Origin of the sequence: Streptomyces marispadix, assembly GCF_022524345.1 — a bacterium.
Taxonomy (GTDB): Bacteria; Actinomycetota; Actinomycetes; order Streptomycetales; family Streptomycetaceae; genus Streptomyces; species Streptomyces marispadix.
Window position 1 is genome coordinate 5728284 of the sequence record NZ_JAKWJU010000002.1, and the last position, 18375, is coordinate 5746658.

The window sequence follows — 18375 nt, forward strand, 5'->3', positions numbered from 1 at the left end:
GCCGACTCGGTGCCACCGGCGTGGCGCTACGAACCGACCCGCGCACACGAGCGACTCCGCGTATACGACCGGCAGCGAGGAACCCACCACCCATGACTGAACCGGCAAACGGCAACGGCCCCACACACGGCGACGGCCGCGTGCGGCGCATCGTCATCGAGAACTGCGCCGTCGCGACCGTCGACGCCCACGGCACCGAACACACCGACGGGCACGTCGTGGTGGCGGGCGATCTGATCGAGTCCGTGGGCGAGGGCCGCGCGCCCGCGGGGCTGGAGAACGTCGTACGGCGCGTCGACGGCAGCGGGCACCTCGTCACGCCCGGACTCGTCAACACGCACCACCACTTCTACCAGTGGCTCACCCGCGGACTCGCCCAGGACGCCAGCCTCTTCGACTGGCTCGTCGCCCTCTACCCGGTCTGGGCACGCATCGACGAGGACATGGTGCGCGCGGCGGCGCGCGGTTCGCTCGGCATGATGGTGCGCGGCGGAGTGACCACCGCCATGGACCACCACTACGTCTTCCCACGCGGCTGCGGCGATCTGCTGGGCGCCGAGATCGACGCCGCCCGCGAACTCGGCGTGCGCTTCAACCCCACACGGGGATCGATGGACTTGGGCGAATCCGACGGCGGGCTGCCCCCGGACTTCGCCGTCGAGTCGACCGACGACGCGCTCGCCGCCACCGAGGAGGCCGTCGACCGCCACCACGACCCGTCCTTCGGCTCGATGCTGCGCATCGGCGTCGCACCCTGCTCGCCGTTCTCGGTCACCACCGAACTGCTGCGGCGGGCAGCCGAGTTGGCGCGGCGCAAGGGCGTACGGCTGCATACGCACGGCTCGGAGACGGTGGAGGAGGAGAAGTTCTGCCACGAGCGTTTCGGCATGGGCCCCACCGACTATCTGGACTCCGTCGGCTGGCTCGGCGACGACGTATGGATGGCGCACTGCGTCCACATGAGCGACTCCGACATCGCCGCCTTCGCACGTACGGGCACCGGCGTGGCCCACTGCCCGTCCTCCAACGCACGTCTCGCCGCGGGCATCGCGCGGGTGCCGGACATGCTGGCAGCCGACGTCCCCGTCGGGCTCGGCGTCGACGGCACCGCGTCCAACGAGTCCGGCGAACTCCACACCGAGCTTCGTAACGCACTGCTCGTGAACCGCCTCGGCCCCCGCAAGGAGAAGGCCCTCACGGCACGCGAGTCGCTGCGTCTCGGCACCTACGGCGGTGCCCGAGTCCTCGGCAGGGAACGGGAGATCGGCTCCCTGGAGCCCGGGAAGCTCGCCGACCTGGTGCTGTGGCGCGTCGACGGGATCGGGCACTCCTCGATCGCCGACCCGGTCGCCGCGCTCGTGATGGGCGCTCCGGCTCCGGTGACGCTGTCGCTGGTCAACGGCCGTACGGTCGTCGAGGACGGCCGGCTCGCCAACGCCGACGAGGACCTGATCGCCCGCGAGGCGCGTAACGAGGCCGGGCGCCTCGCACGTGCCGCCGGAAGCGAGGGCTGAGAGGCCCGCGCAGGGCGGGCCCGCCACGACGCGGCACGCGGCGGCCCGCCCGCACGACAACCCACATACTCCGGCCGGGAGGGACGGCTCCCGGCCGGTGCCCAGCACCACCAAGCCGTTCCCGGGACGTGGCCCAACCCCTCACGCTCCCGGGACGGTCCGGCACCACCGGGCGTAACGGCAGCGCACAACACCACCGTCGAACGCGAACCGACGCGCACCGATGCGGAATCGACGCGAACGACGTGAGCCGACGTGAGCCGAGCGCGTTCTTGCGCGCTTCGACGCGACCTGTGAACACCGACAGGAGGACAGCCGTGACCGAGACGCCCGCACACGACGACCAGCCCCAGCGCAGTGACGATCAGCCGCAGCGCAACGACGACCAGCCCCAGCGCAACGACAATCCGCCGCAGCACCCGCACAGCGGCGACCGGCAGCCTCGGCGGCCGTCGGGGCCGGAGGCCGGGGGCCGGGAGGCCACCGCCTCGGACGCCGGAGACCCGCAAGGCTCCGCTCCGGACGGCAGGCACCCGGTGGACCGGACCCTCCCGCCGCTGAAACTGCTGACCACCGGTCTCCAGCACGTCGCGGCCATGTACGCGGGCGTGGTCGCACCGCCGCTGATAATCGGCACCGCCGTGGGGCTGTCCGTCTCCGAGCTGACGTTCCTCACCGGCGCGAGCCTCTTCCTCGCGGGCGTCGCCACGCTCCTCCAGACCCTCGGCGTATGGCGAATAGGCGCCCGGCTGCCGTTCGTCAACGGGGTCACCTTCGCGTCCGTCGCGCCGATGCTCGCCATCCATCACTCCGAGGGCTCCAAGGACGCCCTGCCCGTCATCTTCGGCGCCTGCATGGTGGCGGCGGCCCTCGGCTTCGTACTCGCCCCGTACTTCAGCAAGCTGGTGCGCTTCTTCCCACCGGTCGTCACCGGCAGCGTCATCACGCTCATCGGCGTCTCGCTGATGCCCGTCGCGTTCAACTGGGCGCAGGGCGGCGACCCTGAGGCCCCCGGCTACGGCGCCACCAAGAACATCGCCATGGCCGGCTTCACCCTCCTCGTCGTGCTGCTGCTGAGCCGCTTCACCCGCGGCTTCGTCAAGCAGATCGCGGTACTGCTCGGGCTCGTCGTCGGCACGGTGGCCGCCGTCCCCGTCGGCATCACCGACTTCGGCGCGCTGGGCGACGCGGGCATCGTCGGCTTCCCCACGCCGTTCCACTTCGGCGCACCGCAGTTCGCCGTGGCCGCCATCGTCTCCATGTGCATCGTCATGCTCGTCTCGATGACGGAGTCCACCGCCGACATGCTCGCCCTCGGCGAGATCGTGGACCGCCCCGCCGACGAGAAGACCATCGCCGCCGGACTGCGCGCCGACACCCTCGGCTCCTTCGTCAGCCCCTTCTTCAACGGCTTCCTGGCCACGGCCTTCGCACAGAACATCGGCCTCGTCGCGATGACGAAGATCCGCAGCCGCTACGTGGTCGCCGCGGGCGGCGGCATCCTCATCCTGATGGGGCTCTGTCCCGTCGCGGCGGCCCTGATCGCGACCGTTCCACAGCCGGTGCTCGGCGGTGCGGGCGTCGTACTCTTCGGCTCCGTCGCGGCGAGCGGCATCCGCACCCTCGCCCGCGCGGATCTCGCCCAGGACGGCAACATCGTCATCGTCGCCGTCTCCCTGGCCGTCGGCGTCATCCCGGTCGCCGCCCCCGACTTCTACGACGTCTTCCCGGGCAGCGCCCGCATCATCCTGGACTCCGGCATCTCCACGGGCTGCGTCACGGCGGTCGTACTGAACCTGCTCTTCAACCACTTGGGGAGGAAGGAGCCGGTGGCCGGTGAAGGCGCCGGTCCGGTACCGGGGCCGCGGGCGGGCGACGCGGCGGGGTGAGCAGACGTCGCGGGGTGATGCACCGCGGCAGGTGATGCGCCGCGGCGGGGTGGCGTCGTCGCGTGCCGTCGAAGGCGGAGCCTCAAAGCGCCCACCGTGCCGACCGCCGCTGAGGCGCGGCCCCTTTGAGCCGCCGTCGACGTGCAGGAGAAGACCTCCGTTATCGTCGCCGACGTGCGACTTCTGCTGACCTCCGACACCCATCTGCCCAAGCGCGCCAAGCGGCTTCCCGACCCGCTGCTCGACGAGTTCGACGCCGCCGACGTCGTCTTCCACGCCGGTGACTGGGTCGACACGGCCACCCTCGACCTGTTCGAGGCGCGCGCCCGGCGGCTCGTCGGCGTGTACGGCAACAACGACGGGCCCGCGCTGCGAGCCCGCCTGCCCGAGGTCGCCGACGCCGAACTCCTCGGCGTGCGCTTCGCGGTCGTCCACGAGACGGGCGAGGCACGCGGCCGCGAGCGCCGCTGCGCCGAGCGCTTTCCCGAAGCGGACGTGCTCGTCTTCGGCCACAGCCACATCCCCTGGGACAGCACGGCCGAGCGGGCGGACTTCCCGGCGGCGGCCGGGGCCGGACCGCCGGACCGCGTCCTGCGCCTTCTCAACCCCGGTTCGCCTACGGACCGCCGCCGCCAGCCCTACTGCACGTACATGACGGCCGAGGTCACCGACGACGGCCTCTCCCAGGTCCAGCTCCACCGGCTGCCCCGCCGCGTTCAGACGCCGGGCCGGCGCGACGCCGGGGCATGACGCAGCGCCGCGGTGGCATCACGAAGACGCCGACGCACGGCGGAGACGCCGCGACATGACCGGGCTGCTGCCGCCGGTCCGCCGGGTCATCGGAGGACGGATTGTCAGTGGTGCGCCCTACCGTTCCCGGTGTGAGCAGATTGAGCTACGACCGCCACTGTGCGGAGATCGTCACCCAGGCCCGGCTTCTCCGCTCCTGCATCGACGGAGCGGACCTCACCACGCCCGTGCCGTCCTGCCCCGGCTGGAACGCCGGGCAGTTGGTGAGGCATCTGGGCGGCGGCATGAGCTGGGTCGAGGAGATGGTGCGCACGCGCGCTGCCGCTCCGCTCCCGGACGACCACTTCCGCGACCTCTCCGCCTACGCCCATGAGGACCCTGCCGTCGTCGGCCCGTGGCTGGAGGCGAATGCGGAGCGACTGGCGGCGACGCTGCGGGAAGCCGGTCCGGACGCCGCCATGTGGACGCCGCTGTCCGGAGGGACCGTGCGGTTCTTCGCGCGGCGCTTCGCGCACGAGACCCTCGTCCACCGTGCCGACGCCGTCCTGGCGCTGGGTCAGGAGTTCACAACGGAGCCGGACGTCGCCGTGGACGCCGTCGACGAATGGATGGAACTCGGCTCGCTGCCCGAGATGTTCGACTTCCATCCCGAGCGCCGTGAACTGCTGGGCCCCGGCCGTACGATCCGCTTCCGTGCGACGGACGTGCCCTCGGCTGCGCACGCGGAAGCGGAATGGCCGCGAGCACAGTGGATCGTCGACCTCACCGGCGACGCGCTCTCCTGGCGCCGCCCGCCCAAGGACGCACCGGGGGAGCGTGCGGCCGTCACCGTAAGCGGTCCGCTCACCGCCCTGTTGCTGTTGATCTACCGCCGTCGTACGGCTCCCGCACAGCCGTCGATGCCCGGTGCCGCGGGGGAGGGCATAGAGGTCACCGGCGATGAGCAGTTGCTCCACTTCTGGCTGGACAGGGTCGGATTCAACTGATCCGCACCGTCTGTCGTGAATCCCCGGCGCCCTCCGGATGCTCTCTTTTGCCGATGACTCATCCGCAACGTGCGGCACGCCGCGGGCGAGTACGGTGACGTTTCACCGACCGACCCCGCGTTGGCTGACACCCCGGGGATTCATGGGGCCGGCACACCGGCTCCGCGGCTGAGGGCAGTGAGGAACGGTGTTTCGGTGACTGCGGACCATCAACAGGAAGATGTCATGCCAGAGACCTCACTCGAACGTGACGAGGGAGAGGCGGCCACCGTGCCCGCCGAGGCGGGCCCGCCCCCGGGTGCCGCACCTCCGCGGCCCGGTGCCGGTGCGCCGTCCAAGGACGTACCGGCGCAGTCCCGGGCGGGCCGTTCCGCAGGGAGAGCCCCTTCGCCCGGCGCGGGCGCGGCGCCCGAGGCGTCCGAGCCCCGCGAGGCGCGCGAATCACGTGAGGCAGGTGCCGCCCGCGAGACAGCCAAGTCCCCGGCGGGAGCGGGCTCTTCCGAGACCGCCGCGCCGCCCCCCTCCGCCCCGGGGCCCTCGCCGGTCCCCGTTCCCGCCCCCACCGGGGCCCCCGAGCGCGCGGTGCCCCTGAGACCAGAGGTGCTGTGGGCGCTCGCTGCCGCCGCCTCCTATGCGCTCACCCTCTTCGTGGCCAGCGACGACTTCGTCTTCCTCGCGATACCGGGGCTGCTGGGCTGCGTACTGCTGGAGATCATCGCGGTGCGCTACGTGCTGCGCAGGCCGTCCCGCGGCACCCCCGCCCCGTACGCCACCGACGGCACCGACCGCAAGGGCGCGGTGAACTTCCTCTACGCGGCGCTGCTGAAGCGCTATGTCGTGCTCGTGCTCTCCTTCCTCGCGATCATGGCGCTGCCGCTGGTCACCAGAAGCACATGGGCGACGTATCTGATCCCGCTCATCGGCGTGGGCCTGTTCGGCGTCGTACTGGCGACCATCTACTGGTTCGACCAACTCCGCTGGGTACGCCAGTGCGCCCGCGTACTCAACGTCTACGGTTTCGAATTCCGCACCCCCGTCTACGGATTGGACCTGTGGCGCAACGGACGGCGCTTCCTGGTCATGGGCTGCGACGGGCTGGAGTCCCCGGAGATGCACGCCCGTGAACCGATGGGCCATCCCCGGTGGCCGGACCGCATCGCCGAGGGCGCCTGGTTCGCCGGTGACGAGGTCTTCGGCGGGGTGCTGCTCGTGCCCGGCACGGGCGAACTGATGTGTATGCAGCCCCTGGACTGGGACGAGTTCAAGCCATGGCGGGACGAGGCGGGGGAGGAGCGTCAGGCGAGGGCGAAGCGCGCCGGACTCGACCGCCACTCCGTCTGACCGCGGCGCCCTCCGAGCCGTTCAAGTCCCAGCCGTCGAAGCGTCCGGTGCGGCGGCCTCCGTGCCGCCGCACCACTCGGCGAGCCGCCTCGGCGTGCCCATGGCCGCAGGTCAGGATGGTGCCCCGCGATCCAGGAGGAGGGCGCCCGGCATGGACTTCCGTGACCCGCCGAAGACCGCCGCGTGGCAGCACATCAAGGCCCGTTCGGGCTTCGAGGTCGTCTACTTCGAGCCGTCCGACGACGGTCTGAACATCTACGGCTGCACGACCGCCGTGGAGGACGGCCGTACCTGGATCGTCGACTATCAGCTCGAACTCGACGCCGCCTGGGCCGTACGCACCGCCCACATCTCCGGCCGCTCCGCATCCGGTCTCCGCAGGACGTCCATCGTCACGGACGGCGCCGGCCACTGGCAGATCGACGGCCGCGTCTCACCCGACCTCGACGGATGCCGCGACGTCGATCTCGAATCCTCCGCGATGACCAACTCGCTTCCCGTCCGCCGCCTCCGCCTCACCGACGGCTCCCCGACCCAGGCCCCAGCCGTGTACGTACGCGCGGCCGACCTCACCGCCGAACGCCTCGACCAGACCTACGAGCCCCTCAGCGCCAAGTCGGGCCACCACCGCTACGAATACGCCGCCCCCGCCTTCGACTTCGGCTGCCGCCTCACGTTCGACAGCTCGGGCCTCGTACGCGAATATCCGGGGATCGCGATTCGCGTCATGTGAGGCGGCCGGGCTCGTGGCAGCTCTGCACCGGCCCGTAGCAACGCATTCGCGCTCGTACGGCGGGAAGCGGAGCCCGTGGCAAAGGCCGCCGGGAAAGAGGGCCTGCCGCCGGGACTTGAGTCTCCAGTCGCTGGAAGGTCCACACTCCCCGTATGAGTGACGAACACCCGGAACCTCTCACGATCGGGCAGCTCGCCGACCGGACCGGCGTCGCCGTACGGACGATCCGCTACTGGTCGGACGTCGGCGTGCTCACACCCGAGGGGCGGTCCGAGGGCGGCTACCGGCTCTACGGCCCCGAAGCCGTCGCGCGTCTCGAACTCGTATGCACACTGCGCGAGTTGGGGCTCGGGCTGGACGAGGTCAGCCGGATCGTGCGCAGCGAGGCCACGGTCGCCGAGGTCGCCGCCGCGCATGTCGCCGCTCTCGACGCCCGGATACGCGCCCTGCGGCTGAGCCGGGCCGTCCTCTCCACCGTCGCACAGCGCGGTTCGACCGCCGAGGAGACAGCACTGATGAACCGACTCGCACGACTCTCAGTCGACGAACGCCGAAAGATCATCGAGGACTTCATGAGGGAGGTGTCCGAAGGGCTCGATATGGCACCGAAGATGGCCGACCGGCTGGAGCGCTCACCCATCGAGCTGCCCGAGAACCCCACCACGGATCAGGTCGACGCCTGGCTGCGTCTGGCCGAACTCATCCAGGACGAGGACTTCCGCGCGGGCATGCGCAGGATGCTCGAGCTGAGCCCGCCGCGCTCGGACGGCGGCCACATCTGGTTCACCAGACGCGTGGTGGAGGTCGTAGGCGTGGCCCGCGAGCGGGGCGTGGACCCCGAAGGGCCGGACGCGGCAGCGGTGTTGACCGACCTCTTCCGTGACGCGGATCGCGCCGAAATCCTCGAAGCCCTGGAGGCGGGCCTGGACGCGGGAGCGGAGCGCTTCCGGGAACTCTTCCTCACCGTGAGGGGGCGAGGTCCCCACTCGTCCCGAGCCGAGGAGTACGCCTGGCTGCGGCGGGCGTTGCGGGCGGAGCTTCAGCAGGCGTGACGGGGACCTTCGAGGTGGATCAGGTCGGAAGGCGCCACCGAGGGCCGTCGTCCGGATCGCCCAGCCAGACGGTCTGTTCCCACTCCGTGACGGTCATGCCGAACGCCGCCTGGTCCGGCGAACCCTGCTCCTGCCAGGCCGTCAGGGCATCCTCGACCTGATCCCACAGGCGTAACGGGCCGTCCTGGTGGACCTGCCATCCGTCGCCGTCGGGTTCGGTCCACGCCTGCGATCCGGACGCGACGTCGACAAGGGCGGCGCCGCCGTCGCTGGAACGCGTCAATTCGGCGGAGGGCGCGCCCAGTTGGGCGACGAAGTGCGCGGTCCAGTCGTCCAGCAGATCCGGCGCGATGTCCGTACGCCGGGTGGAGCCGGGATGTTGGTAGAACGTGGGCCGCGGCGGACGTTCATGCGGCCGGGCCAGCATGTATGTGACGGGATCGCCGGTGAACCGGCCCCGGGCGACGCCTTCTTCGTCGAGAGCGAGACGGATCAGACCGGAGGCGAGCATCCAGCCGCTGATGGTCGTGGTGATGCTGCCGCCGTCGTGAAGCTGCCAGAGCCACGACGGGGGAATGCTGCGGACGGCGCACGTTGCGATGATCGCGTGGTAGTCGGCGCCGTTCTGGTGGCCGCGCAGGCCGTCGCCGACCACGCAGTCGGGGAAGTACCCGGCGGAGTGGAGGCGTTGGGCCGCCGAACCGGCCAACTCGGGGTCGTACTCGACGGAGTGGACGAGCCGGTCTCCCAGTCTGTGGCTCAGGATCGCCGTGGAGTAGCCCGTGCCCGTACCGATCTCCAGCACCTTCTCCCCGGCGCCGACGCCCGCGAGTTCGAGCATCCGGACGACCAGCGACGGCAAGGTACTGGAGGAGGTCGGCCGCCCGGAGAGCGGTCCCGATGCCTCCGCGGCGCCGATGCCGTCGATCTGCGTGACCCAGGTGCTGTCCGAGTACGCCAGGCGCAGCCATTCCTCGTCGCCGAGCGCGTTACGGCGGAGGGGCTTCCACCGGGTGCCGTCGGGCCTGAAGACGGCGTCTCCGAGGAAGAGTTCACGGGGCACGGCCTCGACTGCCGCCCGCCACGCGGGATCTGTGAGGTGTCCTCGGGTCGCGAGTTCGTCGACGAGTTCCTGGCGCAGGGTGATGCTGCTCATGGGCGTTCCCGGTCCGGATGCTGAAGATGGTCGGCGATAGTGGCGGTGATCCTGCCGGTGATGGCGTCAGGAAACCAGGCGAACTGCCCGTTCGGGTTGCATTCGTACCAATGCCAGACACCCGTGGCATCGAGTCCGAAGTCGAAGGCGCCGAAGGCGAGACCGAAGACGTCCAGATAGTCGCGCACAGCCATCGCCACCTCCGGCGGCGTGCTGATCAGGGTGTAGGTGAGGTCGTCGTAGTGACGTCGCCAGTCCACACCCGGAGAACCATCGATCCGCACCGCGAACATCCGGTCGCCGACCACGGTCAGCCGGATGTCAGCGACCTTGTCCACGTACTGCTGGAACAGATGCATCGTGTGGCCGACTCCGGCGTCCAGTTCCGCGGGTTCGACTGCCTCGACCCAAACGGTGAGACCGTGTCCGTTCCAGCACGACTTCCGCGGCACTCAGAACAGCCGTGGCCGGAAAGCGCTTCATCCGGGTCAGCCCCCAGGGTCTGCGAGTTCGCGTACTCACCGGGACCTCCCGTCTCTGCCTGATATCCGAGGCCCCAGTGTGTGGCGTGGCGTGGTGCCGCGACAGGCCCCTTCCGGCCGATCACACCGGCCTCCGCACGGGCGCCTGCCCCCGTGGCGCCGGAGCTGCGGGGTCACGACTGGGACGCGTGCAGACGACGCTGCTTTGCGGGCAGATCGGGGAAGACGTGCCGTTACTGGACGAGAGATTTCCCGGAACTTCCGTCGCGAGCTGAGGGGGCGTCAAATAGCAGGACGCACGCTCACTTTGTCGCGAGAAGGCGTCACTGCCGCAGATTAGCGGAAGGGGACGCTGCTGAATGTGTACGGGACAAGGCGGCCGGATCTGAACTCCGGACCCGCTTCAGGTGCGGAATTGATCTTTCCGGGAAGCTGCTTGGTCCTGCTCTTCTCTTCCCTTCCCTGGACTTGTGAAGTCCCGTTACCCGGAGGGCGGCCGGCTTTGGACCGCGGCGCGGCCGGCCGCCCACGCTGGCAGCCCGGCCGCGCCGGCGAGCCCAAGCACTCAGCCTTCCGCCAGCACCCGCACCCCCTCCCGCTCCAGCGCCGCGCACGACTCGACGATGGCGGCCATCTCGTCGAACAGTTCGCGACGTGCCGCCTCGTCCAAGTGGCCCTGCTTCTCGGCGAGTTCGTCCGCGCGTAGCTCCAGGGCGCGGAGTCGGCCGGGGTCCGGGGACTCGTGGGACATCAGGAGGCGCATACGTTCCTCGCAGATCTCGGAGTAGTCGCCCGCCTCCGAGACGGTCTTCAGGGCGAGGGCGGCCAACTGCTCCCAGCCGCGGCCCGATTCGCGGAACAGCTTCGCAGCCTCCGTTCGGCCGGTCTGTTCCAGGAAGCGTGCGTACAGGGGGCGTGTACCGGCGGGGGCCGTGTACTCGGTCTCCAGGCACTCGTACAGGCGTTGTACGGCGCGGCCGAAGGGTGCCGCGCGGTTGAAGCGGCGTTCCCAGCCGGTCTTCGTGCTGGTGTCGCGGAGCTGGGCGGCGAGCTTGTCCATGCCGGAGAAGCCGAAGTTGGCGTCGAAGCTGTTGCCCAGCACAGGGCCGGTCAGATGTGCTGTCGTCGTCGCGACGGCGCCTGCGACGTCGGGCTCGCCGGTCGGCGGGCCCGTGGGCACGATCATCTGGTGGCGGCCCTTCTTGTGTGCCGACCAGGCAGCGCCGAACTCCTCGGTGCCGATGGTGTGCGGCGCCGCCGACTCGTCGTCGACGTACAGGGTGTCGCCCTCGTACCCGGCGAGCACCACGTTGTACGGGTCCTGTCCGAAGCCCGATTCCATGCCGTGCCACGGAAGGCGTGACTTGTCGACCGTGCAGAAGACCGGGTGGCCGTCGTCCAGGGCGGCACGTACCCGGTCCCAGCGGGGCTTGCCGCTGTGCTGCTCGGTGTAGGGGACGCCGAGGCGGTCGAGGGCGGCAGGGACCCATGGTTCGGGGTGGTGCTGGGCGACGATGGTCAGCATCGGCGGCGTGTTCTTGTACTCGAAGACGAAGTACATGAAACCGATGCCGCCGGCCAGCCCGGCGATCAGCGCCTCGTCGTGCGTGCTGCCGAGCGCATGGCGGATCAGGGACGCGTCGTGGTGCTGGTCCGTTCCGAACTCGGTGTAGAGCGCGCCGCCGGGCAGGGCGGGCGCCTGGGCCCGCGCGGCGTGGGCCAGTACGTGCCGGCGGGCGGTCGTGTACGTCTCGCCGGTGCGGGCCATCCGCTGCCGCACCAGTTTCTTCAGCGCTCGCTGCTCGGTCATCGCGGGTCCTTTCAGGGCGGACGATGCGAGCCCCTCACGCGAACCCGCCACCGTCGCCGAGGAAAGGAGTGGAGACAACGAGGCAGAGCGGAAACCCGCGATGACAGGGAGATCACCTTCGCCTCCGCGCCGCCCGGCAGCGTGAGTGCCGGGTCAGGAGGTCGGGCGCACGGGTGGCGCCGGGGCAGCAGTGTAGACAGCCGTTCCGGTGGAGCGCGAGGGTCTGTCCGTATCCGTTCGACCGGCCCCGAGGCGGACCGCTGGCGTGCCGCCCCTGATCACGCCGCGAAGGAGCGAGCTGCTGGGGAGCGTCGAGGACCGAGCGGCGCCCAGCATCGTTCAAGGCTCCGGCATCCCGGCATCCCGGGGGAGGTACGTCCATGGGGGCCGGTCCGTGACAGTGAAGCCCCGCCTGCGACGGTCGAACCCCCGGCCTGTAACGGCGAACCCGGCCCGCGACAGCGGACTTCCCACCCGCGACAGTGGACTCCCGCCCCGTGCAAGGCGACACAGCACCACCCACACGTCGATCCGGAGACCCCGTGACTGCCTTTCGACTCGACAACACCGCCTCCATCACCACCGGCGAGGAAGGCGCCCCCGAAGCACCGCGCTACGACCGGACTCAACTCACCGCGGGGATCGTGCACTTCGGCGTCGGCAACTTCCACCGCGCCCATCAGGCCATGGCGATCGACCGGCTGCTGGCCGACGGGCTGGCCCGCGACTACGGGATCTGCGGCGTCGGAGTCCTGCCCTCCGACGCACGCATGAGGGACGTCCTCACCGCGCAGAACGGCCTCTACACGCTCGAACTCCGCCATCCCGACGGCTCACGCGAGGCCCGGATCATCGGCTCCCTCATCGACTACCTCTACGCCCCGGACGACCCCGGCGCCGTCGTCGAGCGCCTCGCACGCCCCGAGGTGCGGATCGTCTCCCTCACCGTCACCGAGGGCGGCTACCACATCGACCAGACCACAGGCGAGTTCGACCCGTCCGACGAGAACATCCAGCACGACCTCGCACATCCCGGAGCCCCCCGCTCCACATTCGGGCTCATCGTGGCGGGGCTGCGCCGCCGCAGGGCCGCCGGACTGCCGCCGTTCACCGTCATGTCGTGCGACAACCTCCCCGGCAACGGCCATGTGGCACGCGGGACGATCATCGCCTTCGCCCGCCTCCAGGACGCTGACCTGGCCGACTGGATAAGCGCCGAGGTCTCCTTCCCCAACTCGATGGTGGACCGCATCACCCCGGCCACCAGCGACGCCGACCGCGAGCACATCCGAAGCGCCTACCACGTCGACGACGAGTGGCCCGTACCGGCCGAGCCCTTCTTCCAGTGGGTCCTGGAGGACGACTTCGGCAACGGCCGACCGCCGTTCGAGCAGGCCGGTGTCGAAGTCGTCGACGACGTCACCCCGTACGAGCTGATGAAGCTCCGCCTGCTCAACGTCGGCCACCAGGCCATGGCCTACTTCGGATATCTCGCCGGCCACAGGTACGTCCACGAGGCCATGGCCGACCCGGATCTGCGGGCCCTCGTCCGCCGCTACATGGATCAGGAGGGGACACCGACCCTGCCCGTCACGGGAGTCGACCTCGGCGCCTACAAGGACACCCTCTTCGAGCGCTTCTCGAACGTGGAGGTCGCCGACACGCTCGCCCGTCTCTGCGCGGAGGGCAGCGACCGCATTCCGAAGTGGCTCGTGCCGGTGATCCGGGAGAACCTCGCCGCGGGCCGCAGCATCCGCATCTCCGCCGCGATCTGCGCGAGTTGGGCACGCTACGCCGAGGGGATATCGGAGGACGGCGAGCCATTCGGGATCGTCGACCGGCTCGCCGCCGAACGCCAGGAGGCCGCACGGCGGCAGCGCGCCCACCCCGTCGCCTTCATCGAGAACCAGTCCCTCTTCGGGGACCTCGCCGCCGATCGGACCTTCCGCGCCGCCTACACCGACGCCCTCGCGATGCTGCACGGCGAGGGCGCGCGGGCGACGTACCGGAAGATCGTCCAGAGGGCGACCGGTTCGTGACGCGGTCGAGCCGGAAGCCCCCGGTGGGCAGGGCCGGTTCGCCCAGGCCGTTGCTCTGATCACGTAGGCGTACACCTCGTGCTCGGCAGCCTGGGGCCCGGCCACCCTCGACGCACGGCACGACCTGGCCAGGGCTCAACGGGAGGCCGGGGACCTGGACTACGCGGTAGCGCTGTACGAATGCGCTTGTGCCCGGCGAACGGACGAGGGGCCGGGCATGTGAAGCACGTGCCCGGCCCCTCGTCCTCGTCGCCGGCGACTCACTTGTCCTTGCAGTACTTGTCTTCCTTGCCGATGGACCGGTACATGCAGTCGGCGTTCTCGATCAACTGAAGCACCGCGTCCCGGTTGCGGCTCGTCTCGCGCTCGATGACCTCGTCGGGCGGGTAGAAGCCGCCGTCGCCGATGCCCGTCGGATACATCTCGAAGGTGTAGGCGAAGACCTTCTGGTCACCCCACAGCCAGTCGTCGATCGATCCGTCCGTGATGTAGAGGTCGCTGGACTGCTCGGCGGTGTACTCGTTGCTCTTGCCCATCTTCTTGCCCACGGCCTCGAACGCGTCGTGGTCGTCCTGGGTGAGGCCCTCGGCGGTGTCGTCCTTGGTCCACCCGTAGGGCCAGAGCACCAGCTCGCTGTAGGTGTGGAAGTCGATGGCCGCCTTGAGCTGCTGCTTGCCTCCGACCACCCGGGAGCGTGCGAAGTCGGCGACGACCTTCACCTCCGGTGCGGACTCGCCGGACTTGCCTCGGTAGGTCTCGTCGCCGGGGTCGTCCGAAGAGCCGCCGCAGCAGCCGAACTTGAAGTCCCAGTTGCGATTCAGGTCCGTGCCCACCTGATCGGAGCCGGAGTTGGGCTGCCGGTTCTTGCGCCAGCTCTCATAGGAACCGGACTTGATGTCGTACTCGCCGCCGTCCGGATTGAGGTCGGGGACGATCCAGATCTCGCGGCCGTCCACGGCCTTCTTTATCCGGTCGTCCGAGCCGTAGTCCTCACCGAACTCACGCATCAGGTAGAGCGCCATCTCGACGGTGAGGTGCTCGCGGGCGTGCTGGTGGTGGGTGAAGAGGACTTCGGGCTCATCCTCGTCCTTCTTGACGTTGTCACTGATCTTGACGGCGATGAGGTCCCGGTCCTCGTGGGACTTGCCGATGACCTTCTTGCTCATGATCTCGGGGTGCTGCTCGATGCGCTTGTCGATCTCTTTCATCGCTTCGGCGTACGTGTGATAGCCGGAGTCGTCGGGCGGGAAGTCGCCGGGCTTGCGGGCCTGTCCGCCTGTACGGGCCGGAGGCCCGCTCAGCTTCTTCAGCTTGTGCCCGAGCTTGCGCAACTTGCCGGCCTGGGCCGAGTCGGCGCTGACGACCACGGAGTGATCGTGGACTTCGTCCAGCGAGACGCCGGTGGCGGCGAGTGCCGTGCGGTCGGCGGCGCTGGAGGGCCCATGGATCTCGTACTGCCTGATGTCTTCGTCCGCGGCCGTGTTGGACGGCCGGTCCGGGGGCGAGGCGGTGGCGTTCGCGGTGGCTATGAGCGTCCCCGTGAGAACCACCGCCAGCAGCGCGATGAGGGTGTTGGTCGGTTTTCGGAATATGCGAAATCGCATTGCAACTCCTGGATCGGGAGTGGGGGGTGCCCCGAGGTGCGCGGATGGCGTCCGCGCGCTTCGGGTCTGGCGATGCGTGTCGTGCATAGATCCTGACTCAGAACAAGCTGCGGAGCAGCTTGTTCGAGGAACCGGCCATCGGGTCCTGGGCCTTCTCGCTCGTGGCGTTGGCCACGAGAGCGTCACGGAACTCGGTGGGGGAGGAGTCCGGGGGGCCCGGTAGAGAGCGGCGACGCCGTCCGCGCGGTGAGGGGATGGTGACGTGGCTGGCCGATCAGGACGTCTCTGCCCTGGCCCGCGCGTCCACCTCAAGTGCCGGGCCCGGCAGTGAGGTTCCGTTCGAACCCGAGCGCGTAAGCAGGTCCGACGCCTTGATGCGTTGCAGGTGGATCAAGACGTCGTAGGACCGTCCCAGCGTGACCATGTTCTCGGGGTCGGGGTAGTCCGTGCCGATGCTGCGGGTGGGCCGGGCTTGGTCCAGCCAGGCGCGTGCCGGGGCGGGCGCGGTGCGCATGTCGAGGAAGTAGTCCTGGGGACGCACCCGGTGCAGGGTGTGCTCGTTGTTGCCGGCCTTCGCGGGTCCGACCGTGAAGGGCTTCCAGTCACGGTCCGCTCCCATGGCGTTGAACGAGCCCTCGTTGAAGGTGAATCCGGCACTGACGTATCGCGTGCCGAGACGCTCGCGCAGGAAGGCTCCTTGCGTCTTGGGGTACCACTCGGGTCGGTCGCTCTGGTAGGCGACGTGTCCGTTGTGAGCGGACAGCAGAATCTTGTGCCCGGTCTGCCGATGCCACCAGACGGTGTTGTCGGCCATGGCCTCGTCGCGATACCGCAGGGCCCGTTTCAGCCCGTCCGTGGTCTCCAGATCGTAGGAAAGCCAGGTGGCGGTCTGGGCGATGGAACGCGCGTGCTGCACGGTCGAGGCGAACTCCTCCGGATCCGAACCCGGATACCGTTGCAGGAGTTCCAGCGCCTGGCGAACCCGACCGGCGATCGCCCGGCGCTGGAACAGCGGTTGGCGCAGGTATGCGTTCATGTCGGAGAAGGCTTGGAACTTCTTGTACAGGGTGTCGAACGCCGGCAGTTTCGTCGGCGCGTTGCGCTCGATGTAGGCGGTCACCCTGTCGACGAGTTCCTCACCCAGGGTGGGGTAGTTGATGTCGTCGCCCATGAACCGGACCTTGTTCCCGCTCCGGGCGTTGTGGGTGCGCATCCATTCGACGAGGTCCAGGTATTCGCGGGTGTTCCACGGTGTCTGTTTCGGGAACTCCTCACGCATGATCTCGCGCGGGTCGCCCTTTCCGTGAAGGACGTAGTCGTTGAGCCGTAGTCCCGCGCTCCAGCCCGTCTCGAGCGCGAACGTCGTGAACCCTTTCTCCTTGACCAGGTACCGGAAGACACGGTGCTTCATGGTGAAGAACTCCCGTGAGCCGTGCGTGGCTTCGCCCAGTCCCAGCACCGGGGCGTCACCGACCATCCGGCCGAGGGGCTCCAAGTCGCCGACGTCGCCGTCCGGTTCGGTGGATCGCAACGTGTGAGCGTGCCGGTTCAAAGCAGGCACGGGATCGTCCCCGGCAGGGCTCGCCTGTGCGGGGAGTACTGTCGCCACCATGCCCGTGCACGCCAGCACCGGTGTGAGCAGCAGCGGCAGGAACCGACGTCGGTCGAGCTGATACGGCATCCAATGCTCCCTGGTGTCGAGTCAAATCCAGCACCGTTTCCCCGGATTCGACTCCATTTCCCCGGCTTCGAACGCGATAGGGGAATCGGAGACGGAGATCCCATCCGGCGGCACCTGACGGCTGGATTTCGAGCGGGAACCCTGTCCTATTCGCGGTCTTTTTCGCGCTGGGCTCTGACGATCAGCCCGGGTCGCCCGGTGGTGTCCCCTGCCGGGTGCCGCCCGGCAGGGGACCGTCGACCGGTCAGCCTCCCAATCCCCAGTCCTTCGCGATGTACTGGCTGGAGCAGATGGTGTCGAAGAAGTTCGCGCCGGTCTTCCCGCACCCTTCGCTCGGCTTCACGGGGGTGCCGTGCGCCATGCCGTCGATGATGTAGCTGCGCACGACGACGTCACCGTTCCCGTCCTTGTAGTCGGACCTGGTGGTGCCGCCCGGCAGTGACTCGGTGCCGTCGGCCTCCTGATCGGCGCCGAGCACGTTCGTCCACTGCTTCACCGACTCCGTCGCGTTCTTCGGGACCACCTTTGTGTCCGCGGTGCCGTGCCAGATCGACACCTTTGGCCGGGGGCCCGAGTAGCCGGGGTCGGCCTTCTTGGCGATGTCGCCCCACTGGTCCGCCGACTTGCTGACGCCGGGACTCATGCAAGTCCACGCTTCCCCCGAGTTGTTGGCGCAGCCGTGCGGCAGTCCGGCTATCACGGCGCCGCCAGCGAAGACGTCCGGGTAGGCCGCCATCATCGACGCCGTCATGCCGCCGCCGGCCGAAAGCCCTGTGATGTAGACCTTCTTCGGGTCCGCCTTCAGATCGGAGACGGTCTTGTCCACCATCTGCTTGATCGACTGCGCTTCGCCCTTGTCCCGGCCGACATCGCCGGGCTCGAACCAGTTGAAGCACTTGAGGCCATTGTTGGTCAGTTCCTGCTGAGGTGCGACGACGGAGAACTTGCCGGCGTCCGCGAACTTCTGCCAGCCCGCGTTGTCGAAGTACATGGTCGCGTCCTGATTGCAGCCGTGCAGCGCGACCACCACGGGGCTGCCTTCGGGCAGTCCGTCCGGCTTGTAGCGGTACATGCTGAGCGCTCCGGGGTTGGAGCCGAAGTTGCCGACTTTCTCCAACCCCGCGGCTGCCTTCCCGTCCGTCACTCCCGCGTTGCTCGCATCGGACAAATCGGTGGACTGGCCACCGTCGGCTCCGTGGTTGACGGCCTGTGAGGTGCCCACCAGGGTGGCGAGTCCGACGGCTGTGACTGTGGTTATGAGCAGCGCTGCCTTTCGAAATGCGACTTTCATTGCGACTCCTTCTGTGGGAATCCCGTGGGGGGTTCGTGGTGACCGTA

General features: G+C 69.3%; 14 protein-coding genes. 8 read left to right on the plus strand and 6 right to left on the minus strand.

Features of this window, described 5'->3' with window-relative positions:
• The first annotated feature begins 92 nt into the window (after positions 1-92).
• From MMA15_RS23865 to MMA15_RS23895, 7 genes are all read left to right on the plus strand, one after another.
• Positions 93-1514, plus strand: coding sequence for an 8-oxoguanine deaminase (locus MMA15_RS23865; RefSeq protein ID WP_241062196.1), 1422 nt, complete (start codon positions 93-95; stop codon positions 1512-1514).
• Positions 1515-2050: 536 nt separating this feature from the next.
• Positions 2051-3403, plus strand: a complete 1353-nt coding sequence (locus tag MMA15_RS23870) for a nucleobase:cation symporter-2 family protein (protein WP_241063423.1) — start codon at positions 2051-2053, stop codon at positions 3401-3403.
• A 174-nt stretch (positions 3404-3577) separates the two neighbouring features.
• Positions 3578-4153, plus strand: coding sequence for a metallophosphoesterase family protein (locus MMA15_RS23875; protein ID WP_241062197.1), 576 nt, complete (start codon positions 3578-3580; stop codon positions 4151-4153).
• Between the two features lie 131 nt (positions 4154-4284).
• A complete protein-coding gene (locus MMA15_RS23880; protein WP_241062198.1) occupies positions 4285-5139 on the plus strand; it encodes a maleylpyruvate isomerase family mycothiol-dependent enzyme in 855 nt (284 codons plus the stop codon).
• Between the two features lie 225 nt (positions 5140-5364).
• A complete protein-coding gene (locus MMA15_RS23885; RefSeq protein ID WP_241062200.1) occupies positions 5365-6480 on the plus strand; it encodes a hypothetical protein in 1116 nt (371 codons plus the stop codon).
• A gap of 151 nt (positions 6481-6631) precedes the next feature.
• Complete coding sequence (locus MMA15_RS23890; protein ID WP_241062201.1) at positions 6632-7213, plus strand: putative glycolipid-binding domain-containing protein; 582 nt, start codon at positions 6632-6634, stop codon at positions 7211-7213.
• A 152-nt stretch (positions 7214-7365) separates the two neighbouring features.
• Positions 7366-8265, plus strand: coding sequence for a MerR family transcriptional regulator (locus tag MMA15_RS23895; protein WP_241062203.1), 900 nt, complete (start codon positions 7366-7368; stop codon positions 8263-8265).
• A gap of 19 nt (positions 8266-8284) precedes the next feature.
• Here the strand turns inward: MMA15_RS23895 and tgmC are convergent, their stop codons facing one another.
• The 3 genes from tgmC to MMA15_RS23910 all read right to left on the minus strand — a co-directional run bounded on the left by tgmC (position 8285) and on the right by MMA15_RS23910 (position 11713).
• Positions 8285-9421: an ATP-grasp peptide maturase system methyltransferase gene (gene tgmC, locus MMA15_RS23900; protein ID WP_241062205.1), complete on the minus strand. Its 1137-nt coding sequence runs from the start codon at positions 9419-9421 to the stop codon at positions 8285-8287.
• Positions 9418-9780 carry an MvdC/MvdD family ATP grasp protein gene (locus MMA15_RS23905; protein ID WP_241062207.1) on the minus strand — a complete coding sequence of 121 codons (363 nt, stop codon included), beginning with the start codon at positions 9778-9780 and terminating at the stop codon, positions 9418-9420. The genes tgmC and MMA15_RS23905 overlap by 4 nt, the downstream gene beginning before the upstream one ends.
• Before the next feature lie 688 nt (positions 9781-10468).
• Positions 10469-11713: a BtrH N-terminal domain-containing protein gene (locus MMA15_RS23910; protein WP_241062208.1), complete on the minus strand. Its 1245-nt coding sequence runs from the start codon at positions 11711-11713 to the stop codon at positions 10469-10471.
• Positions 11714-12255: 542 nt separating this feature from the next.
• On the opposite strand from MMA15_RS23910, the gene MMA15_RS28325 reads away from it, so the two are divergent.
• Positions 12256-13752, plus strand: a complete 1497-nt coding sequence (locus tag MMA15_RS28325) for a mannitol dehydrogenase family protein (RefSeq protein ID WP_241062209.1) — start codon at positions 12256-12258, stop codon at positions 13750-13752.
• A 260-nt stretch (positions 13753-14012) separates the two neighbouring features.
• On the opposite strand, the gene MMA15_RS23920 is transcribed toward MMA15_RS28325, so the two are convergent.
• The 3 genes from MMA15_RS23920 to MMA15_RS23930 all read right to left on the minus strand — a co-directional run bounded on the left by MMA15_RS23920 (position 14013) and on the right by MMA15_RS23930 (position 18328).
• On the minus strand, positions 14013-15356 hold the full coding sequence (locus MMA15_RS23920; RefSeq protein WP_241062211.1) for a M14 family metallopeptidase: 1344 nt from the start codon (positions 15354-15356) through the stop codon (positions 14013-14015).
• 274 nt (positions 15357-15630) lie between these two features.
• Positions 15631-16887 carry an erythromycin esterase family protein gene (locus MMA15_RS23925; RefSeq protein ID WP_241062212.1) on the minus strand — a complete coding sequence of 419 codons (1257 nt, stop codon included), beginning with the start codon at positions 16885-16887 and terminating at the stop codon, positions 15631-15633.
• A gap of 394 nt (positions 16888-17281) precedes the next feature.
• Positions 17282-18328, minus strand: coding sequence for an extracellular catalytic domain type 1 short-chain-length polyhydroxyalkanoate depolymerase (locus MMA15_RS23930; RefSeq protein WP_241062214.1), 1047 nt, complete (start codon positions 18326-18328; stop codon positions 17282-17284).
• Positions 18329-18375: the final 47 nt, after the last annotated feature.

What these genes read in the sequence shown, in the direction of transcription:
- MMA15_RS23865 (WP_241062196.1), top strand. Translation starts at nt 93, where the DNA reads ATGACTGAACCGGCAAACGGCAACGGCCCCACACACGGCGACGGCCGC.
- MMA15_RS23885 (WP_241062200.1), top strand. Translation starts at nt 5,365, where the DNA reads ATGCCAGAGACCTCACTCGAACGTGACGAGGGAGAGGCGGCCACCGTG.
- MMA15_RS23890 (WP_241062201.1), top strand. Translation starts at nt 6,632, where the DNA reads ATGGACTTCCGTGACCCGCCGAAGACCGCCGCGTGGCAGCACATCAAG.
- MMA15_RS23895 (WP_241062203.1), top strand. Translation starts at nt 7,366, where the DNA reads ATGAGTGACGAACACCCGGAACCTCTCACGATCGGGCAGCTCGCCGAC.
- tgmC (WP_241062205.1), bottom strand. Translation starts at nt 9,421, where the DNA reads ATGAGCAGCATCACCCTGCGCCAGGAACTCGTCGACGAACTCGCGACC.
- MMA15_RS23905 (WP_241062207.1), bottom strand. Translation starts at nt 9,780, where the DNA reads ATGCATCTGTTCCAGCAGTACGTGGACAAGGTCGCTGACATCCGGCTG.
- MMA15_RS23910 (WP_241062208.1), bottom strand. Translation starts at nt 11,713, where the DNA reads ATGACCGAGCAGCGAGCGCTGAAGAAACTGGTGCGGCAGCGGATGGCC.
- MMA15_RS23920 (WP_241062211.1), bottom strand. Translation starts at nt 15,356, where the DNA reads ATGCGATTTCGCATATTCCGAAAACCGACCAACACCCTCATCGCGCTG.
- MMA15_RS23930 (WP_241062214.1), bottom strand. Translation starts at nt 18,328, where the DNA reads ATGAAAGTCGCATTTCGAAAGGCAGCGCTGCTCATAACCACAGTCACA.